The 21,510-nt window shown below is 29.5% G+C and carries 19 protein-coding genes and 1 riboswitch; all 19 genes read right to left on the bottom strand.

Annotated features, from left to right (window positions below; translation table 11 throughout):
* Positions 1–111: 111 nt before the first annotated feature.
* Positions 112–1,128, bottom strand: a complete 1,017-nt coding sequence (tsaD, locus tag ACTG46_RS01325; RefSeq protein ID WP_054268729.1) for a tRNA (adenosine(37)-N6)-threonylcarbamoyltransferase complex transferase subunit TsaD — start codon at positions 1,126–1,128, stop codon at positions 112–114.
* A gap of 5 nt (positions 1,129–1,133) precedes the next feature.
* Positions 1,134–1,610 (bottom strand): ribosomal protein S18-alanine N-acetyltransferase, encoded by a 477-nt coding sequence (rimI, locus tag ACTG46_RS01320; RefSeq protein ID WP_054268728.1) that lies wholly within the window; start codon positions 1,608–1,610, stop codon positions 1,134–1,136.
* A complete protein-coding gene (gene tsaB, locus ACTG46_RS01315; RefSeq protein WP_479923442.1) occupies positions 1,600–2,316 on the bottom strand; it encodes a tRNA (adenosine(37)-N6)-threonylcarbamoyltransferase complex dimerization subunit type 1 TsaB in 717 nt (238 codons plus the stop codon). Before tsaB ends, rimI begins: the two co-directional genes overlap by 11 nt.
* Positions 2,316–2,768: a tRNA (adenosine(37)-N6)-threonylcarbamoyltransferase complex ATPase subunit type 1 TsaE gene (gene tsaE, locus ACTG46_RS01310; protein ID WP_054268726.1), complete on the bottom strand. Its 453-nt coding sequence runs from the start codon at positions 2,766–2,768 to the stop codon at positions 2,316–2,318. The genes tsaB and tsaE overlap by 1 nt, the downstream gene beginning before the upstream one ends.
* Before the next feature lie 137 nt (positions 2,769–2,905).
* Positions 2,906–3,946 (bottom strand): DUF4116 domain-containing protein, encoded by a 1,041-nt coding sequence (locus ACTG46_RS01305; protein ID WP_054268725.1) that lies wholly within the window; start codon positions 3,944–3,946, stop codon positions 2,906–2,908.
* Positions 3,947–4,282: 336 nt separating this feature from the next.
* The gene (locus ACTG46_RS01300; protein WP_167640128.1) at positions 4,283–4,888 is read right to left on the bottom strand and encodes an ECF transporter S component; all 606 of its coding nucleotides are present in this window, start codon (positions 4,886–4,888) and stop codon (positions 4,283–4,285) included.
* A 123-nt stretch (positions 4,889–5,011) separates the two neighbouring features.
* Positions 5,012–5,129, bottom strand: a riboswitch (FMN riboswitch).
* 59 nt (positions 5,130–5,188) lie between these two features.
* Positions 5,189–6,355, bottom strand: a complete 1,167-nt coding sequence (locus ACTG46_RS01295; RefSeq protein ID WP_054268723.1) for an amidohydrolase — start codon at positions 6,353–6,355, stop codon at positions 5,189–5,191.
* A 144-nt stretch (positions 6,356–6,499) separates the two neighbouring features.
* Positions 6,500–8,641, bottom strand: a complete 2,142-nt coding sequence (locus ACTG46_RS01290) for a Tex family protein (RefSeq protein ID WP_054268722.1) — start codon at positions 8,639–8,641, stop codon at positions 6,500–6,502.
* A gap of 146 nt (positions 8,642–8,787) precedes the next feature.
* A protein-coding gene (prfB, locus tag ACTG46_RS01285; protein WP_479923441.1) for a peptide chain release factor 2 occupies positions 8,788–9,895 on the bottom strand; the annotation gives its coding sequence in 2 pieces (ribosomal slippage) (positions 8,788–9,819 and positions 9,821–9,895; 1,107 coding nt in all).
* A 14-nt stretch (positions 9,896–9,909) separates the two neighbouring features.
* On the bottom strand, positions 9,910–12,585 hold the full coding sequence (gene secA / locus ACTG46_RS01280) for a preprotein translocase subunit SecA (RefSeq protein WP_054268720.1): 2,676 nt from the start codon (positions 12,583–12,585) through the stop codon (positions 9,910–9,912).
* A gap of 131 nt (positions 12,586–12,716) precedes the next feature.
* A complete protein-coding gene (hpf, locus tag ACTG46_RS01275; RefSeq protein ID WP_054268719.1) occupies positions 12,717–13,268 on the bottom strand; it encodes a ribosome hibernation-promoting factor, HPF/YfiA family in 552 nt (183 codons plus the stop codon).
* A 550-nt stretch (positions 13,269–13,818) separates the two neighbouring features.
* On the bottom strand, positions 13,819–14,493 hold the full coding sequence (locus tag ACTG46_RS01270) for a copper homeostasis protein CutC (protein ID WP_054275590.1): 675 nt from the start codon (positions 14,491–14,493) through the stop codon (positions 13,819–13,821).
* A 2-nt stretch (positions 14,494–14,495) separates the two neighbouring features.
* Positions 14,496–15,548, bottom strand: a complete 1,053-nt coding sequence (locus ACTG46_RS01265) for a Sapep family Mn(2+)-dependent dipeptidase (protein WP_479923440.1) — start codon at positions 15,546–15,548, stop codon at positions 14,496–14,498.
* Positions 15,549–15,594: 46 nt separating this feature from the next.
* Positions 15,595–16,554 (bottom strand): glycosylasparaginase, encoded by a 960-nt coding sequence (locus ACTG46_RS01260; protein ID WP_479923439.1) that lies wholly within the window; start codon positions 16,552–16,554, stop codon positions 15,595–15,597.
* A 76-nt stretch (positions 16,555–16,630) separates the two neighbouring features.
* On the bottom strand, positions 16,631–17,149 hold the full coding sequence (locus ACTG46_RS01255; RefSeq protein WP_054268715.1) for a GrdB-related putative oxidoreductase: 519 nt from the start codon (positions 17,147–17,149) through the stop codon (positions 16,631–16,633).
* A gap of 10 nt (positions 17,150–17,159) precedes the next feature.
* Complete coding sequence (celB, locus tag ACTG46_RS01250) at positions 17,160–18,494, bottom strand: PTS cellobiose transporter subunit IIC (protein ID WP_054268714.1); 1,335 nt, start codon at positions 18,492–18,494, stop codon at positions 17,160–17,162.
* A 38-nt stretch (positions 18,495–18,532) separates the two neighbouring features.
* Entirely contained in the window at positions 18,533–18,859 is a 327-nt protein-coding gene (locus ACTG46_RS01245; protein WP_074179932.1) for a PTS sugar transporter subunit IIB, read from the bottom strand.
* Positions 18,860–18,884: 25 nt separating this feature from the next.
* A complete protein-coding gene (locus tag ACTG46_RS01240; protein WP_054268712.1) occupies positions 18,885–19,193 on the bottom strand; it encodes a PTS lactose/cellobiose transporter subunit IIA in 309 nt (102 codons plus the stop codon).
* Positions 19,194–19,333: 140 nt separating this feature from the next.
* Positions 19,334–21,247 carry a BglG family transcription antiterminator gene (locus ACTG46_RS01235; protein WP_074179954.1) on the bottom strand — a complete coding sequence of 638 codons (1,914 nt, stop codon included), beginning with the start codon at positions 21,245–21,247 and terminating at the stop codon, positions 19,334–19,336.
* Positions 21,248–21,510: the final 263 nt, after the last annotated feature.

The following is a 21,510-nucleotide window of genomic DNA, read 5'->3' as shown; positions in this document are numbered from 1 at the left end:
CGTTTTACTTCAAGTTTTAACATATACTATATTTATTTTGATTGTATTTATTTTTACTTATATTTATTTTTCTGAAACAATTCTTTAATATATTTATAAATTTATTTCATATTACTGATTTATTTTTAAATTTGGAACTGCATTTAAACTCATATCATGTGTTTTACCATTTATAAAATTATAATATCCTGCACACCCAATCATCGCTGCATTATCTGTGCATAAAATTAAAGGCGGATATTTAACAGTGATACCACTATCTTTTGCAATCTCTGTTATTTTAGCTCTGAGCCCTGAATTAGAAGCAACTCCACCAGAAAGAGTTATAATATTGTAGCCTTTATCTCTTGCTGCTTTTAGTGCTTTAGTAGATAAAACTTCTACCACAGCCTCTTGAAAAGATGCTGCTACATCTTCAACTACTATTTCCTCATTTTTCATTCTTTTTCCATTTAGATAGTTTAACACAGAAGATTTTAATCCACTAAAACTAAAATCATAGCTATCTTCTTCTAAATATGCTCTTGGAAACTCTATAGCATGCTTATTTCCTTTTTTGGCGAGATTATCAATAATAGGTCCTCCTGGATAGCCTAGATTCATCGCTCTTGAAATCTTATCAAATGCTTCTCCAGATGCATCATCTCTAGTTTTTCCTAAGATTTCATACTTACCATAGTCTTTGACCTCAACCAAGTGGGTATGACCTCCAGATACTATTAATGTTATAAAAGGAGGTTTCAAATCCTTATGCTCTATATAGTTTGCACTTAGATGACCTTCTATGTGATTTACTCCTACAAGTGGTATATTCAAAGTATATGCAAGTGCTTTAGCATAAGATAAGCCTACTAGTAAAGCTCCTACCAACCCAGGTCCATATGTAACTGCAATATGGTCTATATCATTAAATCCTATATTTGCTTTATCTAAAGCCTCCTGGACAACTATATCAATATTTTCCACATGTTTTCTTGAGGCTACTTCTGGGACTACACCACCAAACTTTTTATGTGTTTCTATTTGGGTAGAGATTATGTTTGAAAGTACTTCTCTACCATTTTTTAAAACTGATGCAGCTGTTTCATCACAACTACTCTCTATAGCTAATGTTATTATATCACTCATAAACTCTACACCTCCTTTAATTGGTTCCACATTATAATTGCATCTTCTTTATTATCACTGTAGTATTCTTTTCTTATTCCACCCATTTTAAATCCATATTTTCTATATAGATTTTGTGCTATTTTATTTGATGCTCTAACTTCTAATGTCATAGACACAATATTATTGTCTTTGCACAAATCAACTATACCTTTTATCAACTTGTCTCCTATTTTTTTGCCTCTGTAGTCACTATGAACAGCCACATTATTTATATGCCCTTCATCAAGTATAAGCCAAATTCCCACATATCCAACAACTTTTCCATCTAGTTTAGCGACTATATACCTTGCTACTTCATTAGATAACTCTTTTCTAAAAGATTCTTTTGACCAATAATCTTCAAAACAATTTTTTTCTACTTCAAAAACTTCATCTATATCTTTAATAGTCATTTCTTCTATTTTTATATCATCTACTATTAGTTTTGTATTATCTTTCATCATTTAGCCTCTTCATTTTTTCATCATATTGTACTTCAGCTTGAGATTTTCTGATATACATAGGATTTATTGTATAACAAGTATGTACATCTATATTTTTATTATATTTACTTAATGCCAAAGAACATAAACTTCCTGCATTAGACACATTGTTAACTGGCGAAGGTATTTTTATATTTTTTACATTCTCTAACCTATCTTTATATTTATATACAGCTTCTCCAACTACTATAAATTCTTCATCACTTGATACTATTTCCTCTAATAAAGTATCAAATTCTACAACATTAACACCCTCTAATTCTATTAGCTCTCCATTCTCAAGTTTATATTTAGCTGAATAGACTTGATTCTTCTGTGCATCTAATATACAACATATCTTCCTCTCACATAGATTCATGTTATTTGCTAGGGATTCCAAAGAATTCACTGCTATTATTGGTATATTATTTACATGAGCCATAGCTTTTACTGTAGCCATACCTATTCTAAGACCTGTAAATGAGCCAGGACCTATACATATAGCTAATAAATCTATATCTTTTATACTTAAATCACTCATGTTCAACATACTTTCTATCATTGGCATAAGTTTTTGCGAATGAGTTTTTTTGTTATTTACTGTAAACCCACATATTAAGCTATCACCTTCTACAACTGACACACTTGCTGCCATAGAAGATGTATCCATACCTAGTATTTTCATTATTTAATCAACTCCTCAACTATCTCTTTGTAAAACTCTCCCTTTGGAGTTAATATCATTTCTCTTCCTTCATCTTTATATTTTAATTCTATATTTAAATATTCTTTTGGAAGTATATCTTCTATTAGATTAGCCCATTCAATTATGCAAATTCCATTTGAATTTACATATTCCTCATATCCAATATCATACATTTCATCACTGCTACCTATTCTATATACATCAAAATGATACAAAGGTACTTTGCCTTCATATTCATTTATTATAGTAAAAGTTGGACTTGTTATATAGTCTTTTATGCCTAATGAATCTGCCAAACTTTGTGTCATTGTAGTTTTCCCAGCCCCTAAATCTCCTACTAAACAGATAACACTACCTTCTTTTAAGAGTTTACCTAATTTATATCCTATTTCTCTAGTTTTGCTTTCATTTTCCAAATATATTTTTGCCATTAATTCATCTCCATTTTGATATAATCGTCATGTGAATTTATATCACTGCTTAATTAATTATAGTATAAGCCTCAATTATTATAAAGTACTTCTATTTATCTTTTTTATCTTTCAATATTAATAATCTCATCTAAATCTTATATACATTCTTCAATATAAATCTTCACATATTCCTTTGCCTTGCAATTCTGCTTTAAGGCTTCTCTACATATTTTCTCAGATTGTTCTTTTACATACTTGAGAGATTTATAATTTTCCTTTACTGCTTCAATGCACATTCTCTCTGTTTGATTTTTTATATACATTAACATCTTTCCATTTCGCCTTACAATTTCTATACATATATCTTCTGTATAGCTATCTATGTAACTTAACACATCTTTAATATTATATCTTTTATCTAGATATCTTATGGCTTTTATACATATTGCTTCTGTCTTATTATTAACGAACTGTAGACTTCTTCCATCTTGTTTGACAGCTTCCATACATATATTATCTGTTTGCTTATTTACATATTGCAATGCCATACCATTTTGATTTACAGCTTCTATACACATTTTATCTGTTTGATTTTTTACATATTGTAGTGCTTTATAATTTTGCCTAATCGCTTCCATACATAATTCTTCGCTCTGCTCTCTAACATATGCAAGACATCTACCATCTTTTTTAATTGCTTCTAAACATATACTCCTTGTTTGAACTTCTAAAGCTTTTAAAATACTTACAACATCTATATTAGAAGAACACCTTATTACTTTTATAATAAGCTCATCAGTTTTATTTCTTACATATTTAAGTGCATTACAGTCCTTTTTTATGGCTTCAAGACATATATACTCTGTCTGTTCTTTTACATATTCTAGTGCTTTATAGTTATATCTTATCGCCTCTAAACATAATTCTTCTGTTTGTTCTTTTATATACTCTAGTGCTTTATAATTCTGCCTTATTGCTAGTATACACATCCCATCAGTTTGATTTTTTATATTTTTTAATTCACGATAATCATACTTTACACTTTCCATATTTTCAATATATTCATTTGTAATATACTTTAAAGACTTTTCCAATTTTGAGTTATCAATACCTATATGAATATTTTCCCAATTACTATTAAAATAATACCCTTTATCATCTAAAAATAAATTTTTCAATTTTTTAGATATGTTCATCTATATACACCCCTATCATTATTAAATTAGATATTATTAAAAAATAAAGCATAAATCTTTATTTATTTTTAATAATATCTTTATTTTTTGTTTATTATAAATTCGCTCTGTGTATTATAGATACCTTTTTAGTATTTTAATAGTTAATCGTTTTAATTCTTCCTTTATTTCAAAAATTAAACTTGTCTAAATATTTCTTATTTTATATACAATTTTTGATAAATTAATAAAGCCATAATATATTTAATATATCAATCACAGTGTAGGACTGAAGTTACAAATAAATTATGGCTATTCAATGCGTTTAATTTTAAAATTTTATATTTTCTTGTCTAATTATTTTTTTATTACATTACCCATTTTTTTGTAAAGTGGTAACGTTACTAAGGATATTACAACAGCCTTTAATACATTAAATGGAGCTATCATCCAAATTACAAAAGTAAATAAATCATGAACTTGAGGGTTTATAGCTGAACCTAGACCTATTATAGCATCTAGTCCCATTAATTGCCCATAAAGTGGTAACATTACAAAATAATTCACCAATGAACCAATTATAGTCATAGTTATTGTCCCTAATACAAATCCAATTACTACACCTTTTAAATCTTTACTTTTCTTATATGAATAACAAAGTATAAGTACATAAGAGCCACCAATTAATATATTTGCAAATTCTCCTACTCCTCCAGTTGTTGTCGCTGTTATCATTTGTAGTATATTTTTTACTACAACTACACCAAATCCAACTAATGGTCCTAAAGACATTCCGCCAAATATTGCTGGGATATCTGATAAGTCAATTTTTAAGAAATCTGGAAAAATACCTGGTATTGGTGCCTGAATAAACATCAATAAATAAGATATTGCAGATAAAATTGACATAACCACCAAAGTTCTTGTTGAAATCATATTTCCTCTTTTTACTGTATTTTGCATAACTACTTTCCTCCTAATCAATAGTTTATATTTTTTAGGAAAAACAAAAAACTCGAAGATCCTATCTTCGAGTTTTTATGGACATAGTTTAAACAAACTAAAATAAACTTATTTATATTCCATAAATATCTTCTCTCATCCAGACTTTACTGTCGGCTTTGGAATCTCACCAAATCAACCACCTAAGTAGTTCGCGGGCTATACCGCCGGTAGGGAATTTCGCCCTGCCCCGAAGATCTTCTTTGATTTTTTAATTTTCCTTACACTCTTATATTAGTTAATTTTTTAATAATTGTCAAGTTATTTTTTCTCATATACTATTTTTCCATTTATTATAGTGTAAAGCACATTACTTTGAATCTCTAGTGGGGAATTATCCCATATTACTATGTCTGCATCTTTACCAACTTCTATAGAACCTACTTTATCTTCTATTCCTAAAGTCTTAGCTGGATTTATTGTAATTGATTCTATTGCCTTTTCTTCTTTCATACCATGTTTAACAGCTATGCCTGCACATATTGGAAGATATTGAACTGGTATCACTGGATGGTCTGTCATTATACATACATCAAGACCTGCATTTGAAAGTATTCCAGCTGTATTAAATGTCAAGTTTCTAAGTTCAAACTTAGACCTTTCTGATAAAGATGGGCCTACTATTACAGGAAATCCTTCTTCTACTAATTCTTCTACAACAAGATGACCTTCTGTACAATGGTCTAATGTAAGTTTTAAGTTAAATTCTTTTGCAATTCTTATTGCTGTAAACATATCATCAGCTCTATGAGCATGTGCCTTAAATGGAATTTCTCTCCTCAATACAGGTATTAAGCTTTCCATTTTTATATCATATTCAGGCTTTTCACAGTCTTCATCATCATGGCTCTCATATACATCAATATCCTCTAGATATTCTTCTGCCTTTTTTAAGTTCTCTCTAAGCAAAGCCGCTATAGCCATTCTAGTCTGTGGAGATTTATCATCTTGACCATAACAACTTTTTGGATTTTCTCCAAATGCTATTTTAGATGCAACTGGATTTTTTATTACCATTTTGTCAATTCTTCTTCCATATGTTTTTATGGCTATACATTGACCACCCATAACATTTGCACTTCCAGGTGTTGTACATACAGAAGTTATACCACCTTCAAAAGCTTCTTTAAATGTTCTATCCATTGGATTAATACCATCTATAGGATTTAGTTGTGGTGTTATTGGGTCAGTTTCTTCATTCCCATCTGCCCCTTCAAAACCTATGCCATCTTCCCATAGCCCCAAATGAGTATGAGCATCTATAAATCCAGGGAACACAAGTTTATTACTTGCATCTATTATATCAACATCTAAAGGTGCTATTAGATTTTCCCCTATTTCTATTATTTTTCCTTCATCTATAAGGATATCTCCTTGAATTATTCCATTTGTTACGGTATTTATTTTACCATTTTTTATAAAAATCATTCATTTTCCTCCTGATTTTCAAGACTCTCGTACTTCTTTCTAACATTGTTTTTTACAATATAATTTTACACTTTTTTAATACTTATATATTCTATAAATCATACTTACAAATATAGTATCAAAAACAAACATACATAAGCTTATTTATTTTTTCATTGATAGAGCTACTCTCTTTTTATTTAAGTCAATTCCAATAACTTTTACATCGACTATATCTCCTACTGTAACAATACTCATAGGGTCTTTTACAAAGCTATTACTCATTTCTGATTTATGGACTAATCCATCATTTTTTATTCCGATATCTACAAATGCACCAAAATCTACAACATTTCTTATTGTACCTTTTAAAGACATTCCTTCTTGTATGTCTTCAATTTTTAAGACATCAGTTCTAAGAATAGGTTTTATTCCTTCTTCTCTTGGGTCTCTTCCTGGCTTTTTAATTTCAGATATAATATCTCTTAAAGTGACTTGACCTACTTCCAGTTTTTCACTTAATTCTCTCAATCCAATCTCTTTTATTTTCTCATCTATTTCTTCTATATTTTTATTTTTTATATCATTTAAAGAGTATCCTATTATCTCAATCATTTTTTTGCATATATCATAACTTTCAGGATGCACACCTGTATTATCTAGTGGGTTTTTACCATCTAAGATTCTCATAAATCCAGCACATTGAGTAAATGCTTGAGGTCCAAGTCTTTTTACTTTTTTAAGTTGTACTCTTGATGTGAAGTCTCCATTTTCTTCTCTATATGCTATTATGTTTTTTGCAATGGCCTTACTTATTCCTGCAATATGCTCTAGTAGAGAGTATGATGCTGTATTTAAATCTACTCCAACACTGTTTACAGAATCTTCAACAACACCATCTAGTACTTCTTCTAGTCTCTTTTTATTTAAATCATGCTGATATTGACCTACACCTATACTTTTAGGGTCTATTTTTACAAGCTCTGCTAATGGGTCTTGTAATCTTCTAGCTATAGATATAGCTCCCCTTATTGATACATTTATATCTGGATGTTCTTCGTTCGCAAGTTCAGATGCCGAATAAACAGAGGCTCCAGCTTCACTAACTATAACATATTGTACTTCCCTATCTATCTCTTTTATCATTTCTGATACAAAAGTTTCTGATTCTCTAGATGCAGTACCATTACCGATTGAAATTATATCTATATCATATTTTTCAATCAATCCTTTTAAAACTTTCTTTGCCCCTTCCACATTATTTTGAGGGTCTGTTGGGTATACTGTTGTATAATCTAATAGTTTACCATTTTTATCTACTATAGCTATTTTACATCCAGTTCTAAATGCGGGGTCAAATCCCATAACTACCTTGTCTTTAACTGGTGGTTGAAGCAATAAACTTTTAACATTTTTTCCAAATACACTTATAGCTCTTTCTTGAGCTATTTCTGTTAAATGATTTCTTATTTCTCTTTCTATTGATGGAAAAATTAATCTTTTATAAGAATCTTCTATTGAGCTTACGATTTCTTCTTTATTTTTGAAATTTTTATCATTTACATATTCATTTATTATGTAATTTAAAACTTTATCATTATTTATTTCTAACTTAACTTTTAGGAAGTTCTCTTTTTCTCCTCGATTTATCGCCAAAACCCTATGTGGAGCCATACTCTTTACTGCTTCATTATAATCATAATACATATCATAAACTGATTTCTCATCAGTAGAACTTTTGCTAACTATCATGCCTTCTCTTAAAGCTAATTCTCTTATATATTTTCTAATCTTAGCATCATCTGAAACTAATTCTGCAATTATATCTCTCGCACCTTTTAATGCATCTTCAACAGAGAGAACTTCTTTCTCCTCATCAATATAATTCTTTGCTTCTATTTCTATACTATCTAGACTATTCTCTAGTATTGACAATGCTAAGTTTTCTAATCCCTTTTCCTTAGCTATTATTGCTCTAGTTCTTTTCTTTTGTTTATATGGAGCATAGATATCTTCTACTTCTTGTAATGTCTTTGCTTTTTCTATATTTTTTGTTATTTCATCTGTTAGCTTTCCTTGCTCATCTATTAGTCTAACTACATCATCTTTTCTACTTTGAAGGTTTCTTAAATACATCAATTTTTCATGAAATTCTCTTAGTGTGACATCACTCATCTCACCAGTCATTTCTTTTCTGTATCTAGCTATAAATGGTATTGTATTACCCTCATCAATAAGTTTTAATGTATTGTTTATTTGCTCATCTCTAAGATTAAATTCTTTTTTTAAGATTTGATTTATATCCAATTTTTTCACTCCTAATGTTAGTTTTTTCATAAGTATAATAATAAACAGAACGAAGGCTGAGGGTTGTCGTCCTCAGCCTAAGTGCTGTAAGTGCATAGTAAGCACTAACCTTCTTATACATATCTCTTAATTACGGTGCATATTTATTAAACTGTTTTATTCATTTTTAAGTATTCATTAATAAATAGGTCTATATTTCCATTCATTACACTATCTACATTTCCAAACTCAGCATTTGTTCTATGGTCTTTAACCAATTTATATGGTTGAAAAACATATGACCTAATTTGACTACCCCATGTTATTTGTGAATATTTCCCTTGTATGTCTTCTATTTTTTCTTTTTGTTCCAATTCTTTTAATTCTATCAATTTTGCCATCAAAAATCTCATAGCTCTATCTTTATTTAGATGTTGAGACCTCTCATTTTGACACTGAACTACTACACCTGTAGGGATATGTGTTATTCTAACTGCTGAATCAGTTGTATTTACATGTTGCCCTCCAGCTCCAGATGCTCTATATGTGTCTATCTTTAAATCTGATGGATTAATTTCTACTTCTATGTTCTCATCTAGCTCTGGTGTTACATCTATAGATGCAAATGAAGTATGTCTTTTTCCTGATGGGTCAAAAGGAGATATTCTTACCAACCTATGAACACCTTTTTCACTCTTTAAGTATCCATAAGCATTTGTTCCCTCTACAAGAATTGTAGCTGTCTTTATTCCTGCTTCAGGGTCTGATATTATATCTAAAAGCTTAACTTTATAGCCCTTGCCTTCTGACCATCTTATATACATTCTCAAAAGCATCTGAGCCCAATCTTGGGCATCTAATCCACCTGTTCCAGCGTTTATAGATAATATGGCATTATTTTTGTCGTACTCTCCACTTAGAAGAGTTTTTATTTTAATTTCAGATAATTTTTCTTCTATTGATTCTATGGACTTTTCTATATCCTTTTCTACAGAATCATCCTCTTCTTCTAGACCTATTTCAATTAATACTTCTACATCTTCTAATAAATTTTTTAAGCTTTCATATTCTTCTAGTGTCTCTTTTAAAGATTTATTTTCTTGAAGTACTCTTTGAGCAAACTCATTATCATTCCAAAAATCCTGTTTGTTCATCTTTTCTTCATTAATCTGCATCTTTTCCATCAATGAAGCTATGTCAAAGAGAAACCCTCAATTCTTCTAAATTTGAAGCTATTTGCTCCACGCTATGTCTATACTCTTGTATCTTTAACATTTAATCCTCCAAGATTATCTACCACAACAGTTTTTATATTTTTTACCACTTCCACAAGGGCATAAGTCATTTCTTCCAACTTTTTCATCTTTTTTAACTGTTTTACTTGTTGGAAGTGTCCCATCTGATGGTGAAGATAGATTTTCAACATCTACAACTGCTTTTCTTTCCACTGGAGTTTCTATTGTTATATTAAATAAATATCTTACAGTATCTTCTTTGATATGTTTATTCATTTCATCAAACATGTCAAAACCTTCCATTTTATAAGCAATAACTGGGTCCTGTTGACCTACAGCACGAAGACCGATACCTTGACGTAATTGGTCCATAGCATCTATATGGTCTATCCAATGGTTATCAACAGCTTGAAGTAAGATTACTCTCTCAACCTCTCTCATTCTTTCATAGCCTACTTGTTCTTCTTTTGAAGTGTATATCTTCATAGCTATTTCATAAACTTTTTCTGTTATTTCAACTGGATTAAGTTTTTCTATTTCTGGTATCTCTATGCTACCTTTTGGTAAGAACAGATTATACATATGCTCTTTAAATCCATCTTCATCAAACCCTTTATCTTGTGTATAAAGAGTCACAGCTTCCTCTATTATAGAATGAGTCATTGACTGTATTTGCTCTTGTAAATCTTCACCTTCTAATACACGCTTTCTTTCTGCATATATTATTTCTCTTTGTTTATTCATAACATCATCGTATTGAAGTACATGCTTTCTTATTCCAAAGTTTTTACCTTCAACTTTCTTTTGTGCTCCTTCAATAGATTTAGATAATATTCTATGTTCTATTGGCATATCTTCTTCAAGACCTATTTTATCTACAATTCCAGATATCCTATCACTTCCAAACAATCTCATAAGGTCATCATCAAGACCTATATAAAATCTTGAACTACCTGGGTCACCTTGACGACCAGCACGACCTCTCAACTGGTTATCTATTCTTCGAGATTCATGTCTCTCTGTACCAATTATAGCAAGTCCACCTGCTTCTACAACTTGTTTTTGTTCTTCTTGTGTTTGTTGTTTAAACTTTTCAAATAGTCTTTCATACTCTGCTCTAGCTTCAAATAGAGTCTCATTACCTTTTACAGGTATACCTTCTATTGGAGTATCTACCCTATTTACTATTTCCTCTTTAAATCCATTTCTTCTCATTTCTCTCTTAGTTAAGAAATCTGGGTTTCCACCTAAAACTATATCTGTACCACGACCAGCCATATTTGTAGCTATTGTAACAGCGCCTAATCTACCAGCCTGTGCTATTATCTCTGCCTCTTTATCATGATGCTTAGCATTTAATACTTCATGTTTAATGCCTTTTTTCTTTAATATTTGTGATAATAATTCTGATTTTTCTATTGATACTGTACCTACAAGTATTGGCTGATTAACTTTATGTCTTTCAATTATTTCTTGTGCTACAGCATTAAATTTACCTATTTCACTTTTGTATACAGAATCTGGTAAATCTTCTCTTACCATAAGCTTATTGGTAGGTACTTGGAAAACGTCCATTTTATAAATTGCTTTAAACTCTTCTTCTTCTGTTTTTGCTGTACCAGTCATACCAGAAAGTTTTTTATACATTCTAAAGTAGTTTTGGAATGTTACAGTAGCTAGTGTTTTAGATTCTCTTTGTATTTTAAGACCTTCTTTAGCTTCTATTGCTTGGTGTAAACCTTCTGAATATCTTCTACCAAACATAAGTCTACCAGTAAACTCATCAACTATTACTATTTCTCCATCTTTAGCAACATAGTCAACATCTTTCTTCATTATTACATGCGCTCTTAAAGCCTGATTTATATGATGGTATAACTCTGTATGAGATATATCAGTTATATTATCAACATTAAAATATACTTCTGCCTTTTGTATACCTGATGCTGTTAGAGATACCGCCTTGTCTTTTTCTTCTAATTCGTAATCATCTGGTTTTAGAGTTAACACAAATGTATTTGCATCTGAATATAAGTGAGTTGATTTGTCGCCAGGCCCAGATATGATAAGTGGTGTTCTAGCTTCATCTATTAGTATAGAGTCAACCTCATCCACTATAGCATAATTTAATCCTCTTTGAACTCTTTGCTCTTTGTGTATTACCATATTGTCCTTTAAGTAGTCAAATCCGTACTCATTATTTGTACCATAAGTTATATCACAATCATATTGCTCTTTTCTAACTTTTGGATTTTGACCATGTATAATAACACCTACACTCATTCCTAAAAATTCATATATTTTTGCCATTTGGTCTCTATCACGTTTTGCAAGGTAATCATTTACTGTTACAACATGTACACCTTTTCCTGTAAGGGCATTCAAATAAACAGGAGCAGTTGCAACCAAAGTTTTACCTTCACCTGTTTTCATTTCGGCTATTCTTCCTTGATGTAACACTATACCTCCAACCATTTGGACTCTATAGTGTCTAAGTCCTAACACTCTCTTAGAAACTTCTCTAACTACTGCAAAAGCTTCTGGAAGTATATCATCTATACTTTCATTATTTGCTAATCTTTCTTTAAATATATTTGTCATATTTTTAAGTTCCGAGTCTGCCATAGATTCAAATTTAGGTTCTAATGAATCTATTATATCAACAGTTTTATTGAACTTTTTTAATTCTTTTTTATCTGCCATGTTGAATAAATTATCCATAAAGCTCATATTTTACATCTCTCCTCGTTCTTTATTGTACTATTATTCATTTTACCATAAAAACTATACTTTTAATATTAATTTAAAAAGCTATCGATAATTTATTTATCGATAGCTAATATGATTAAATCTAAATTGCTTTATTCATGTTCTATTATACCATATCCACCATTATGACGCTTATAAACTACTGCTATTTCATCTGAATCTATATTCTTGAACATATAAAAGTCATGTCCTATTAACTCCATTTGTAATACAGCTTCTTCTTCGCTCATTGGTTTAACACTAAATTTTTTACGTCTTTGAATTACTAATTCTTGATTTTCATCCCCATAATCTTCTTGCTCATCAGCTAGATTTATTTCTGCATCTTGGAATCTTATGCTCTTGTTGTCTTTATGTTTATCTTGTAATCTCTTTTTATATTTTTTTAATTGTTTACTTAATTTATCATATACAACATCTATAGCTGTGTATAAATTTTCCTGCATATCTTCTGCTCTAATTATAGGACCATTTACAGTAGCTATTGTTACCTCTATTTTTTGTCTTGCTTTTTTAGCACTTACTGTAACTTTTACATCAGTGTCTGGATGAATGTAATTATCTAACTTACTTAGTTTGTTTTCGATTTTACTTTTTATTGCATCAGTTAATTCGATTTGTTTTCCAGATATAATTATGTTCATAAGTACATCTCCCTTCAATTATGCCAGTATAAGAAAATTTATACTTTAATAATATATTCTACACGAACTTTCATAATCCTCTTTTTATTATTAACTTTTATGATTTTTTATATTCAATTGATAGAATTATTTATCATTTTTAGTTATTTAAAAACTTATGTGGATTAATATTATTACAACCACCTGTGGATAATGTGGATAAAATTGTTAATAACTCTTGTATTTGTTTATTTAAAGCTATTTTTGCTACTGTTTATATCCACAAATATCTCCATTAATTGTTTATTAATATGTGAATTCATGTCATAAGTTGGTAATTTTAGGAAATTATATGTATTATATGCCGTTCGACTTTTATAAATCTTTTATAAATATAAACCCTCTAAAACCTCCATATTTTATTTTTTCTTTCATTATTAGTATTCAAGACTATATAAAAGTAGTAAAGCACCTCCAACAATAATTTCATACTTAATACCTATTATCATGCATATACCCAAATTATAATTAACTCACACTCTTTATTTAGATTAAATATTTAATGTTTGTATTATTTTGAAATTATATTTACAAGCTGTTTAAGTTTTTGTTTATCTATATCTTCAAAAGGACTGTTATTTATTCTAATAGCTGTACCAAAATGAAAATTGCTTGCTTTAGTTAATTCCTTTATCTTCTCTATATTGCTGAAATTAAGACCTCCACCTAAAAGAATTTTTATATGATTAGAATTAAGTATCATATTATTTATTGTTTGTATGTTATCAACTATATTGCCCTTTCCACCTGATGTTAATATATTTGTAATTTTATTATAATCCTTCAAAATTTTAATACTATCCATTATACTTGATTCATCTATAGCTCTATGAAATGTAACATCAAGATTATCACAACATTCTAACAAAACATTTAAATTTTTTTCATCTATGTTATTGTTTTTATCTAACATACCAAATACAACTCCATTAGCACCAATATCTTTAATTATGCTTATATCTTTTTGCATGATTGTTATATCTTCTTCACTATAAGTAAAACTTTTTGCATGATGTCTTATCATTACATTCACAGGTATCTTTACACTATTAACAACTCTTTCTATAAGACCAAAACTTGGTGTCAATCCACCTTCAGTTAAAGCACTAACCAGCTCTATTCTATCTGCGCCACAATCTTCTATAATTTTAGCGTCTTCTACTGTCATTCCTATTATCTCTAACATAATTACTCCTTCGCCAATTCATATATTGCATTTGCAAATATCTTTGCATTTAAAATTATATCTTCTATATCCATGTATTCATCAGGATTATGAGCTATTCCTTTTTGTCCTAGAAATGAAGGTCCAAATGGAACTATATTTGGCATTACTTTTGCATATGTACCTCCATTGGTTGTTACTGGAGTTCCATCTAATAATGTAACTCTTTCATATGCTATCTGAAGTTTTTTAATAAGCTCACTCTCTTTATCAAAATATACAGGATTAAAATTAGAAATTACTTCTACTTCAATACTATTTGGAAAACTAAATTTTATTTCATCTAATACATTTTTTAGTTTATAACTAAAATCGTATTTTACCTTTATATCCAATATAATATCACTATTCTCTTTGTTTAACTCTTTATATGTAACAAGCACATTTTCAGACATGTTTTCTATAAAACCTAAAAATGTGTCTTCTTCATAGGTATTTTTGCTTTTGATTCTAATCTTTGCCATTCCTTTTTCACCATATACAACAGGATACTTGCAATCTGGTGTAAATCCCATAAGAGGAGCTTTTTCTTTTTCTAAATAATATGGTATATCTTCAAATCCACTCTCTTCGTTTGTACCAAATATTATTCTAACTTTTTTATCTAAATCTAAAGCCAATTCTTTAATAGCATACAATCCATATAAAGCAGATATTATAGGTCCTTTATTATCTAATACTCCTCTACCATAAATTCTTCCATCGACTTTTTCTCCTTTATAAGGTTGATACTCCCAACCTTCACCTTCATGTACAATATCTACATGACCAATCACGCAAATGTAATCTTCACTCTCTCCATATTCTGCGTAACCGATATAATTATCTAAGTTTTTAACCTTAAATCCCAATTTTTTTGATATTTCTAATGCTTTATTAAGTGCTTTACCTACTTTTTCGCCAAAAGGGAAGCCATTTTCTGACTCCCCTTTAACACTAGGTATTTTTACAATATCTATAATATCACTTAATAAGTCTTCTCTTAATTCATCTACTTTATTATTTATGATATTCATAAAAATCTCCTTATTATAAAAAACTCTACATTATTATATGACTGATTTATTCTTTCACTTCTATTGGAGCTTTTATTCTAGCTTCGTATGCTTCCATCCATTCATTTGATATAACCTTATGTATAGTTTTCCCATTCACTCTATTTGAAATATAGACTGTAGGTGCTTCTTCCTCAGTTACTACTGAAAAAGTAAAATCAGCTATATTTGTAGCTACTCCCCATTCGCCCTTATTGTTCATGGCAACTAGTGATAAGTCACCAGCTTTCCCTCTTCTTTTAATAAGCTGTTTATCAAGTTCATTTACTGCTATATCACAAGCTTCTTGTGGATGTTTTCCTTCTTTCATAAGTCTAACTATTTCATAAGATATACATCCCTTCATCAAGTCTTCTCCTAGACCAGTAGCTGTAGCTCCTCCTATACTACTATCAACAAAAAATCCCGAACCTGATAGTGCAGAATCTCCTATTCTGCCTCTTTTCTTCATAAATAATCCACTTGTTGAAGTAGCTGCACACATCTTCCCATTTTTATCTAAAGATATCATTCCAACAGTATCATGACCCGAATATGGACTTAATCCCTTGTCTAAAGTTTCTTTTTTTCTCTTTTTATAATGCAACTTTGCTCTGTCGGTCAACATATTTTTTCTTTCAAATCCATTTTTATGTGCATACTCTTCAGCACCTATTCCGACCAAGAAATTATTTACCTTCTCATAACTAAGTTTTCTCGCTATGCTGACAGGATTGGAATAATCCCTTATCCCAGCAACTGCTCCAATATCTAATGTATTACCATCCATAAATGCAGCATCAAGTTCTACCTCACAGTTTTCATTTGGAAGTCCTCCATAACCAACTGACTTATAGAATGGATAATCTTCGACTCTTCTTACAGCAAGCTCTACTGCATCTCCTGCTTCCATACCATTTTCCAAACTCTCTGATGCCTCAGTTATACCTTCTAGAGCCATTCTCCATGTTGCTATCATTCCCCACATGTCAAAATTCCCCTCCTTATTATATAGATTCTAGTAATCTGTTTTCATTATAAATATTATATTACTTAGATTTGTATTAATAACAAAATTCTTCTCTCATTAAAGTTATATCCTCTTTATTTGCCATTGATTTTGCTAATTTACATATGTTGTTTAATGAATCGTTAAGCCCAATCCCACCTTTTTTTGGTGTTTTAACTATACATATATCATTTCTATATTCGTTTATTATATCTATATTTTCTTCTGACATAGCCGCAAACGCTGATATATCAGTCTTATCATTTATATTTTTGCATAATATAGCTGACATCTTAGAAAAATTTTCATAATTGAAACTTGGACCACAAATTACTACATCAGGATTTAATTTTTTTACCATGGCTATCATTTTGTTTGTTACATCTTCTTCGTTATTTATAAAAAATTCGTCTCCACAAAATAATGTAGCTATTACTTTAGAATCATCTAAAAATGGTTCCATCATTATACCTGGACCTAATGGGCTTGATTTTCCAGCAGGAGGTATATTATTTTTTTCTTTTCCTCCAGCACCAGCTTGTATTTGATCCAATATCATAACTATTTTTTTCATAATATTCCTCCTATAATACTAAATCATCAAAAGATATATCATCATCTTCCTCTTCAACATTTGTCTTTTCTTCTCTCAAATATTGTTTGTCCAGCATTTTTATAAATGGCATATACATAAATATTCCTAGTACAAGAAGTGCTAATTGTAAGACAGCCCCTTGCCATCCTGTTGTTAGAAATCCAGAGAATATAATTGGAGTTGTCCATGGTAATTGGACTCCATTTGTAAGTGGTACCAAACCTGCTGACATACAGAAATAAGCTATTATTATATTTATTGTTGGAACTATTGCAAATGGTATCAATAATATTGGGTTAAGCATTATTGGTAGACCAAATATCAATGGCTCATTTATACCAAATATTCCTGGTAAGATTGATAATTTTCCCATTGACTTTATACGTTTACTTTTACATATTAATAACATGGCTATGACTAATGATAGTGTACTACCTGCTCCACCAAATGTTGCAAACATATCTTGGAATTGACCAGTTATTATGTTTGGTATTTTTGAACCAGCTTGAAATGCAGCTAAATTTTCAGCTGATAAAATCTTTAATATAGGATTATATACAGCTCCAACAACACTACTTCCATTTATTCCAAAGAACCAGAATAAGTGTAAGAATATGTAAGCGATTGCCATAGCACCCAAGCTATTTCCTAGTTTTAACAATGGCATCTGTAAAAATTTAAATATAAATTCATGTATACTTCCATATGGTGTAGCTTCAAAGGCTATCTTAACTAAAAAGAAGACTATCATAACTATTGCACTTGGTATTAATGCAGCAAATGATTTTGATACAGTTGGAGGAACTCCATCTGGCATTTTTAATGTCCATCCTTTTTTGACAACTGCTGCAAATAATTTTACAGAAGTTATTGCTGTTATCATACCTACAAACATTCCTTTAGAGCCCATCCACCCCAGTGGTATTCCTGTGACCATATAAACTGATGTTGTTCCTTCTGGTGTATATGGTATCACAAATGGTGTTACTATAAAAAAAGCAACTATTGCAACTGCTGCTGATGCTATTGGGTCTACATCTATTTGTTTTGCATAAGAATATCCAATTCCTAGAACTGCAAGTAGAGTCATTACTTCAAATGTCGCTACAGTTGGTTGTTGTAATTTGACAGCCCAATCTGAACCAAAAATTTGACCTACAAATTCATCCCATCCTTTTATCGGAAAATTTGCTACCAATAAAAATAACGAACCTATTATTAATAATGGTGATGATACTAAAAAACCATCTCTAATTGCAATTAATAATTTATTTTTACCTATTTTCTCAGCCAATGGCATAAGTATTCTTTCCAATTTATTCATCTATCCACCCTCATTTCCAATTATTTTCTATTATAATCCTACACTTGTTTAGATTTTATTAACTTTATAGCAAGTTTTAATACTTTTTCACCATTCATAGTTCCATAATCAGCTTCATTTATCATATCTATAGGCTTACCTTGTGCTTCAAACTTTGGCTTTAATTCCTTTAACATGTACTTAACTTGTGGCCCTAATAATATACAATCTGGATTTTTTTCTGCAACTATTTTATCAATTTCTGCTATCGGAAATGCTTCTACTTCTATTGGTAAATTATGCTCATCAGCTACCTTTTGCATCTTACCTGCAAGCAAACTTGTTGACATTCCAAAACTACAAAATAAATATACTTTTCTTTTCATTCTTCTAAATCCCCCTTAATCTTTTTTATTTTAATTTTTGAATTTCTTTTCTTAATATAATCATTTCTTTGATAAGATTTCTCTCGCTCATACAAGTCATTAGATGGTCTTGAGAGTGAATTAACAATATAGATATATCTGACTTATCTCCTCCAGCTTCTTTTTGTATAAGTTCAGTTTGTACTTTATGTGCTTTTAAAATTTCTTCGTTTGCACTTTCAATTAATTCATCTGCTTTTTTAAAATCGTTTTCCTTTGCACAACTAAGTGCTTCATAAAGCATGGATTTTGCATTTCCAGCGTGAATTATAATCTTTAAAACTATTTCTTCCATTTTTTCCTCCTAAGTTGCTTCTCTGCTTTTAGATAGTTTATATCTTACAAATATATAATATCGTATAAAAACAAAAAAACATGCACAACTTTTTCCATCACATGGAAAATTTTGTGCTTATTTACATCTCACTATGAATTTTAAATAAGAACATCTTTTATTTTTGATATATCACACTTACTTAGAGTATCCAACATACCTTCATCTTCTGTTAAACTAGATATTTCTTTAAATAACTCTCTAAATATTTTTCTATCATCATCCTTTTTGTAAGCTAATAAAAGTATAATATTTATATCTTTTCCATTTCTAATTTTTATTGGTGTCTTTAATCTTGCAAAACATAACACAGATTGCTTTATGTATTTCATATCTCCATGAGGAAATAGTATTCCTTTGCCAACATTGGTTGGATATGATTTTTCTCTTGTTATAATAGATTCTAAATACTCTTTTTCAGCATAGTGCTTTTCAATTAACAAATTAGTTAGATATGTTATAGCTTCATAAATATCATCGTGTTCTAACTCTCTTATTAAATAATCAGACATCATTAATCTATTCATAAGCTTGTATGATGTATCTTTTTCTTTTATTTTATTTGTAAATTCCTTAAGTTTGTTTTCATCTTCATCAGTAAATAACGGCGTTGTTATGAAAATTGGCTTTTGAATATTTTCATATTCTTGAAATGCAATTATAAAGTCTATCATTTTATTGAAGTTGTCTCTTTTTAAATCTTCCTCTCTTAGAGTTTCAACAATTTCTATATTATCAAATCTCTTTTCTATTTTCACTTTTAATAACATACTTACCCCAAAACTAAATGGGCATACAATACTTGCTTTCTTATTTGATTCCCTCTTATTATATTTCCTTTCTAAAGATGTTTGAAAGTGGAGTGTAAGATAACCTATTTCATCTTCTGTTATTTGTTTTCCTTTTAATTCAATTCCTATTGAATTTGATATTACTGTGAATAAAAAGCAAAATTTAGTTTTTATATTATCTAAAAGTGGATTCTCCAAATATACATTACTTTTCATTTGGTGCATTGTAACATTTAAATGACATATTAATTGCTCATAAAGCAATATATCATTATTGAAATTTATTCCTGATTCTTCTGATACTAAATTTATAATTTTTTTTGTATATTCTACTAACTCTTCATTTAAATATAATGCTCTTTTAGTGTTACTACTATTTATTTGCTTATTCATACCAAATATTAAGGATTCTATAAACAATTTTTCTTCATGATTTAACACTATAGATAAATTAGATTTTAATTCATCTTCTATATCTAAAATAAGCATTTTTAATTTGAGCTCTTTCTTGTCATTTAATACCTCCAAAGAATTTCCTAATCTTATTCGTATTATATTTATAAGTAAAAACAACATTAATTGTCTGAATGATATATCTGTAAGTCTTATATCCATATTCTCTTCTATGGTAGACATTATATTTTTAACAACTATTATATCTACTATATGAAAATATTCTATTTCATCTATATTTAGCCTATATTTATCTATGTACTTAAACAAGAATGATACTAACATTACTCTTATGTCTTTCTCATCTCCTTCAATACATATACCACTGCCTTTTTTAGTTAATACATTTAAGTTATAATTATTTAATAACAATGATAATTTACTTATTTCTTCTCTGACAATATTTTTATTTATATATAATTTGTTAGATAAATCATTTAAGGTGATTTTCTTATTGTTACAAAGCAGTAAATTCAATATCTCAACTTGCTTATGTAGCTCACTATTTACTCTTTTAACTTCACCTCTTAACTTCTGATTTACTAGTATTTTATCTGTATCATCTCCACTAAATTTAACTCCTATGTTAGGTTTTCTTTTTATATAAGCATTACAGAAAGTAGATAACCAGTCATCAATATATTTGCAATCATTTCTTATTGTCCTTTCTGAACATTCAAAATCATTAGCAATCTCATTTACATTTATAAAATCTTTTTCTAATAGCAATGTCGTTAACAAGTTTTCCTGTCTTTTGTTCAAATATATCACCTCTTTATGACCTAATTTTAATTTATTATACACAAAAAAGAGCTACACATAAAAGTATTATGCTAGCTCTCTTTAATATGATATTTAGCTGACCTGGTTTTTGACCCCACACTCGCCTACTGGAGGGTTCGCTTGGGTTCGCCGCACTACTACTCTCTCTCGATTTTATTACCGGTAGGTCTTACTTCTAAGCCGCACCATGATCATTAACCCAATTTTTAGTGTTAACTTACGTGGATCCTTTTGCCTGCGACTGGCTTGGA

Source organism: Clostridioides sp. LIBA-7678, assembly GCF_056716065.1.
The sequence above is the reverse complement of the archived record's forward strand: the minus strand, read 5'-3'. Positions and strand labels throughout refer to the sequence as shown.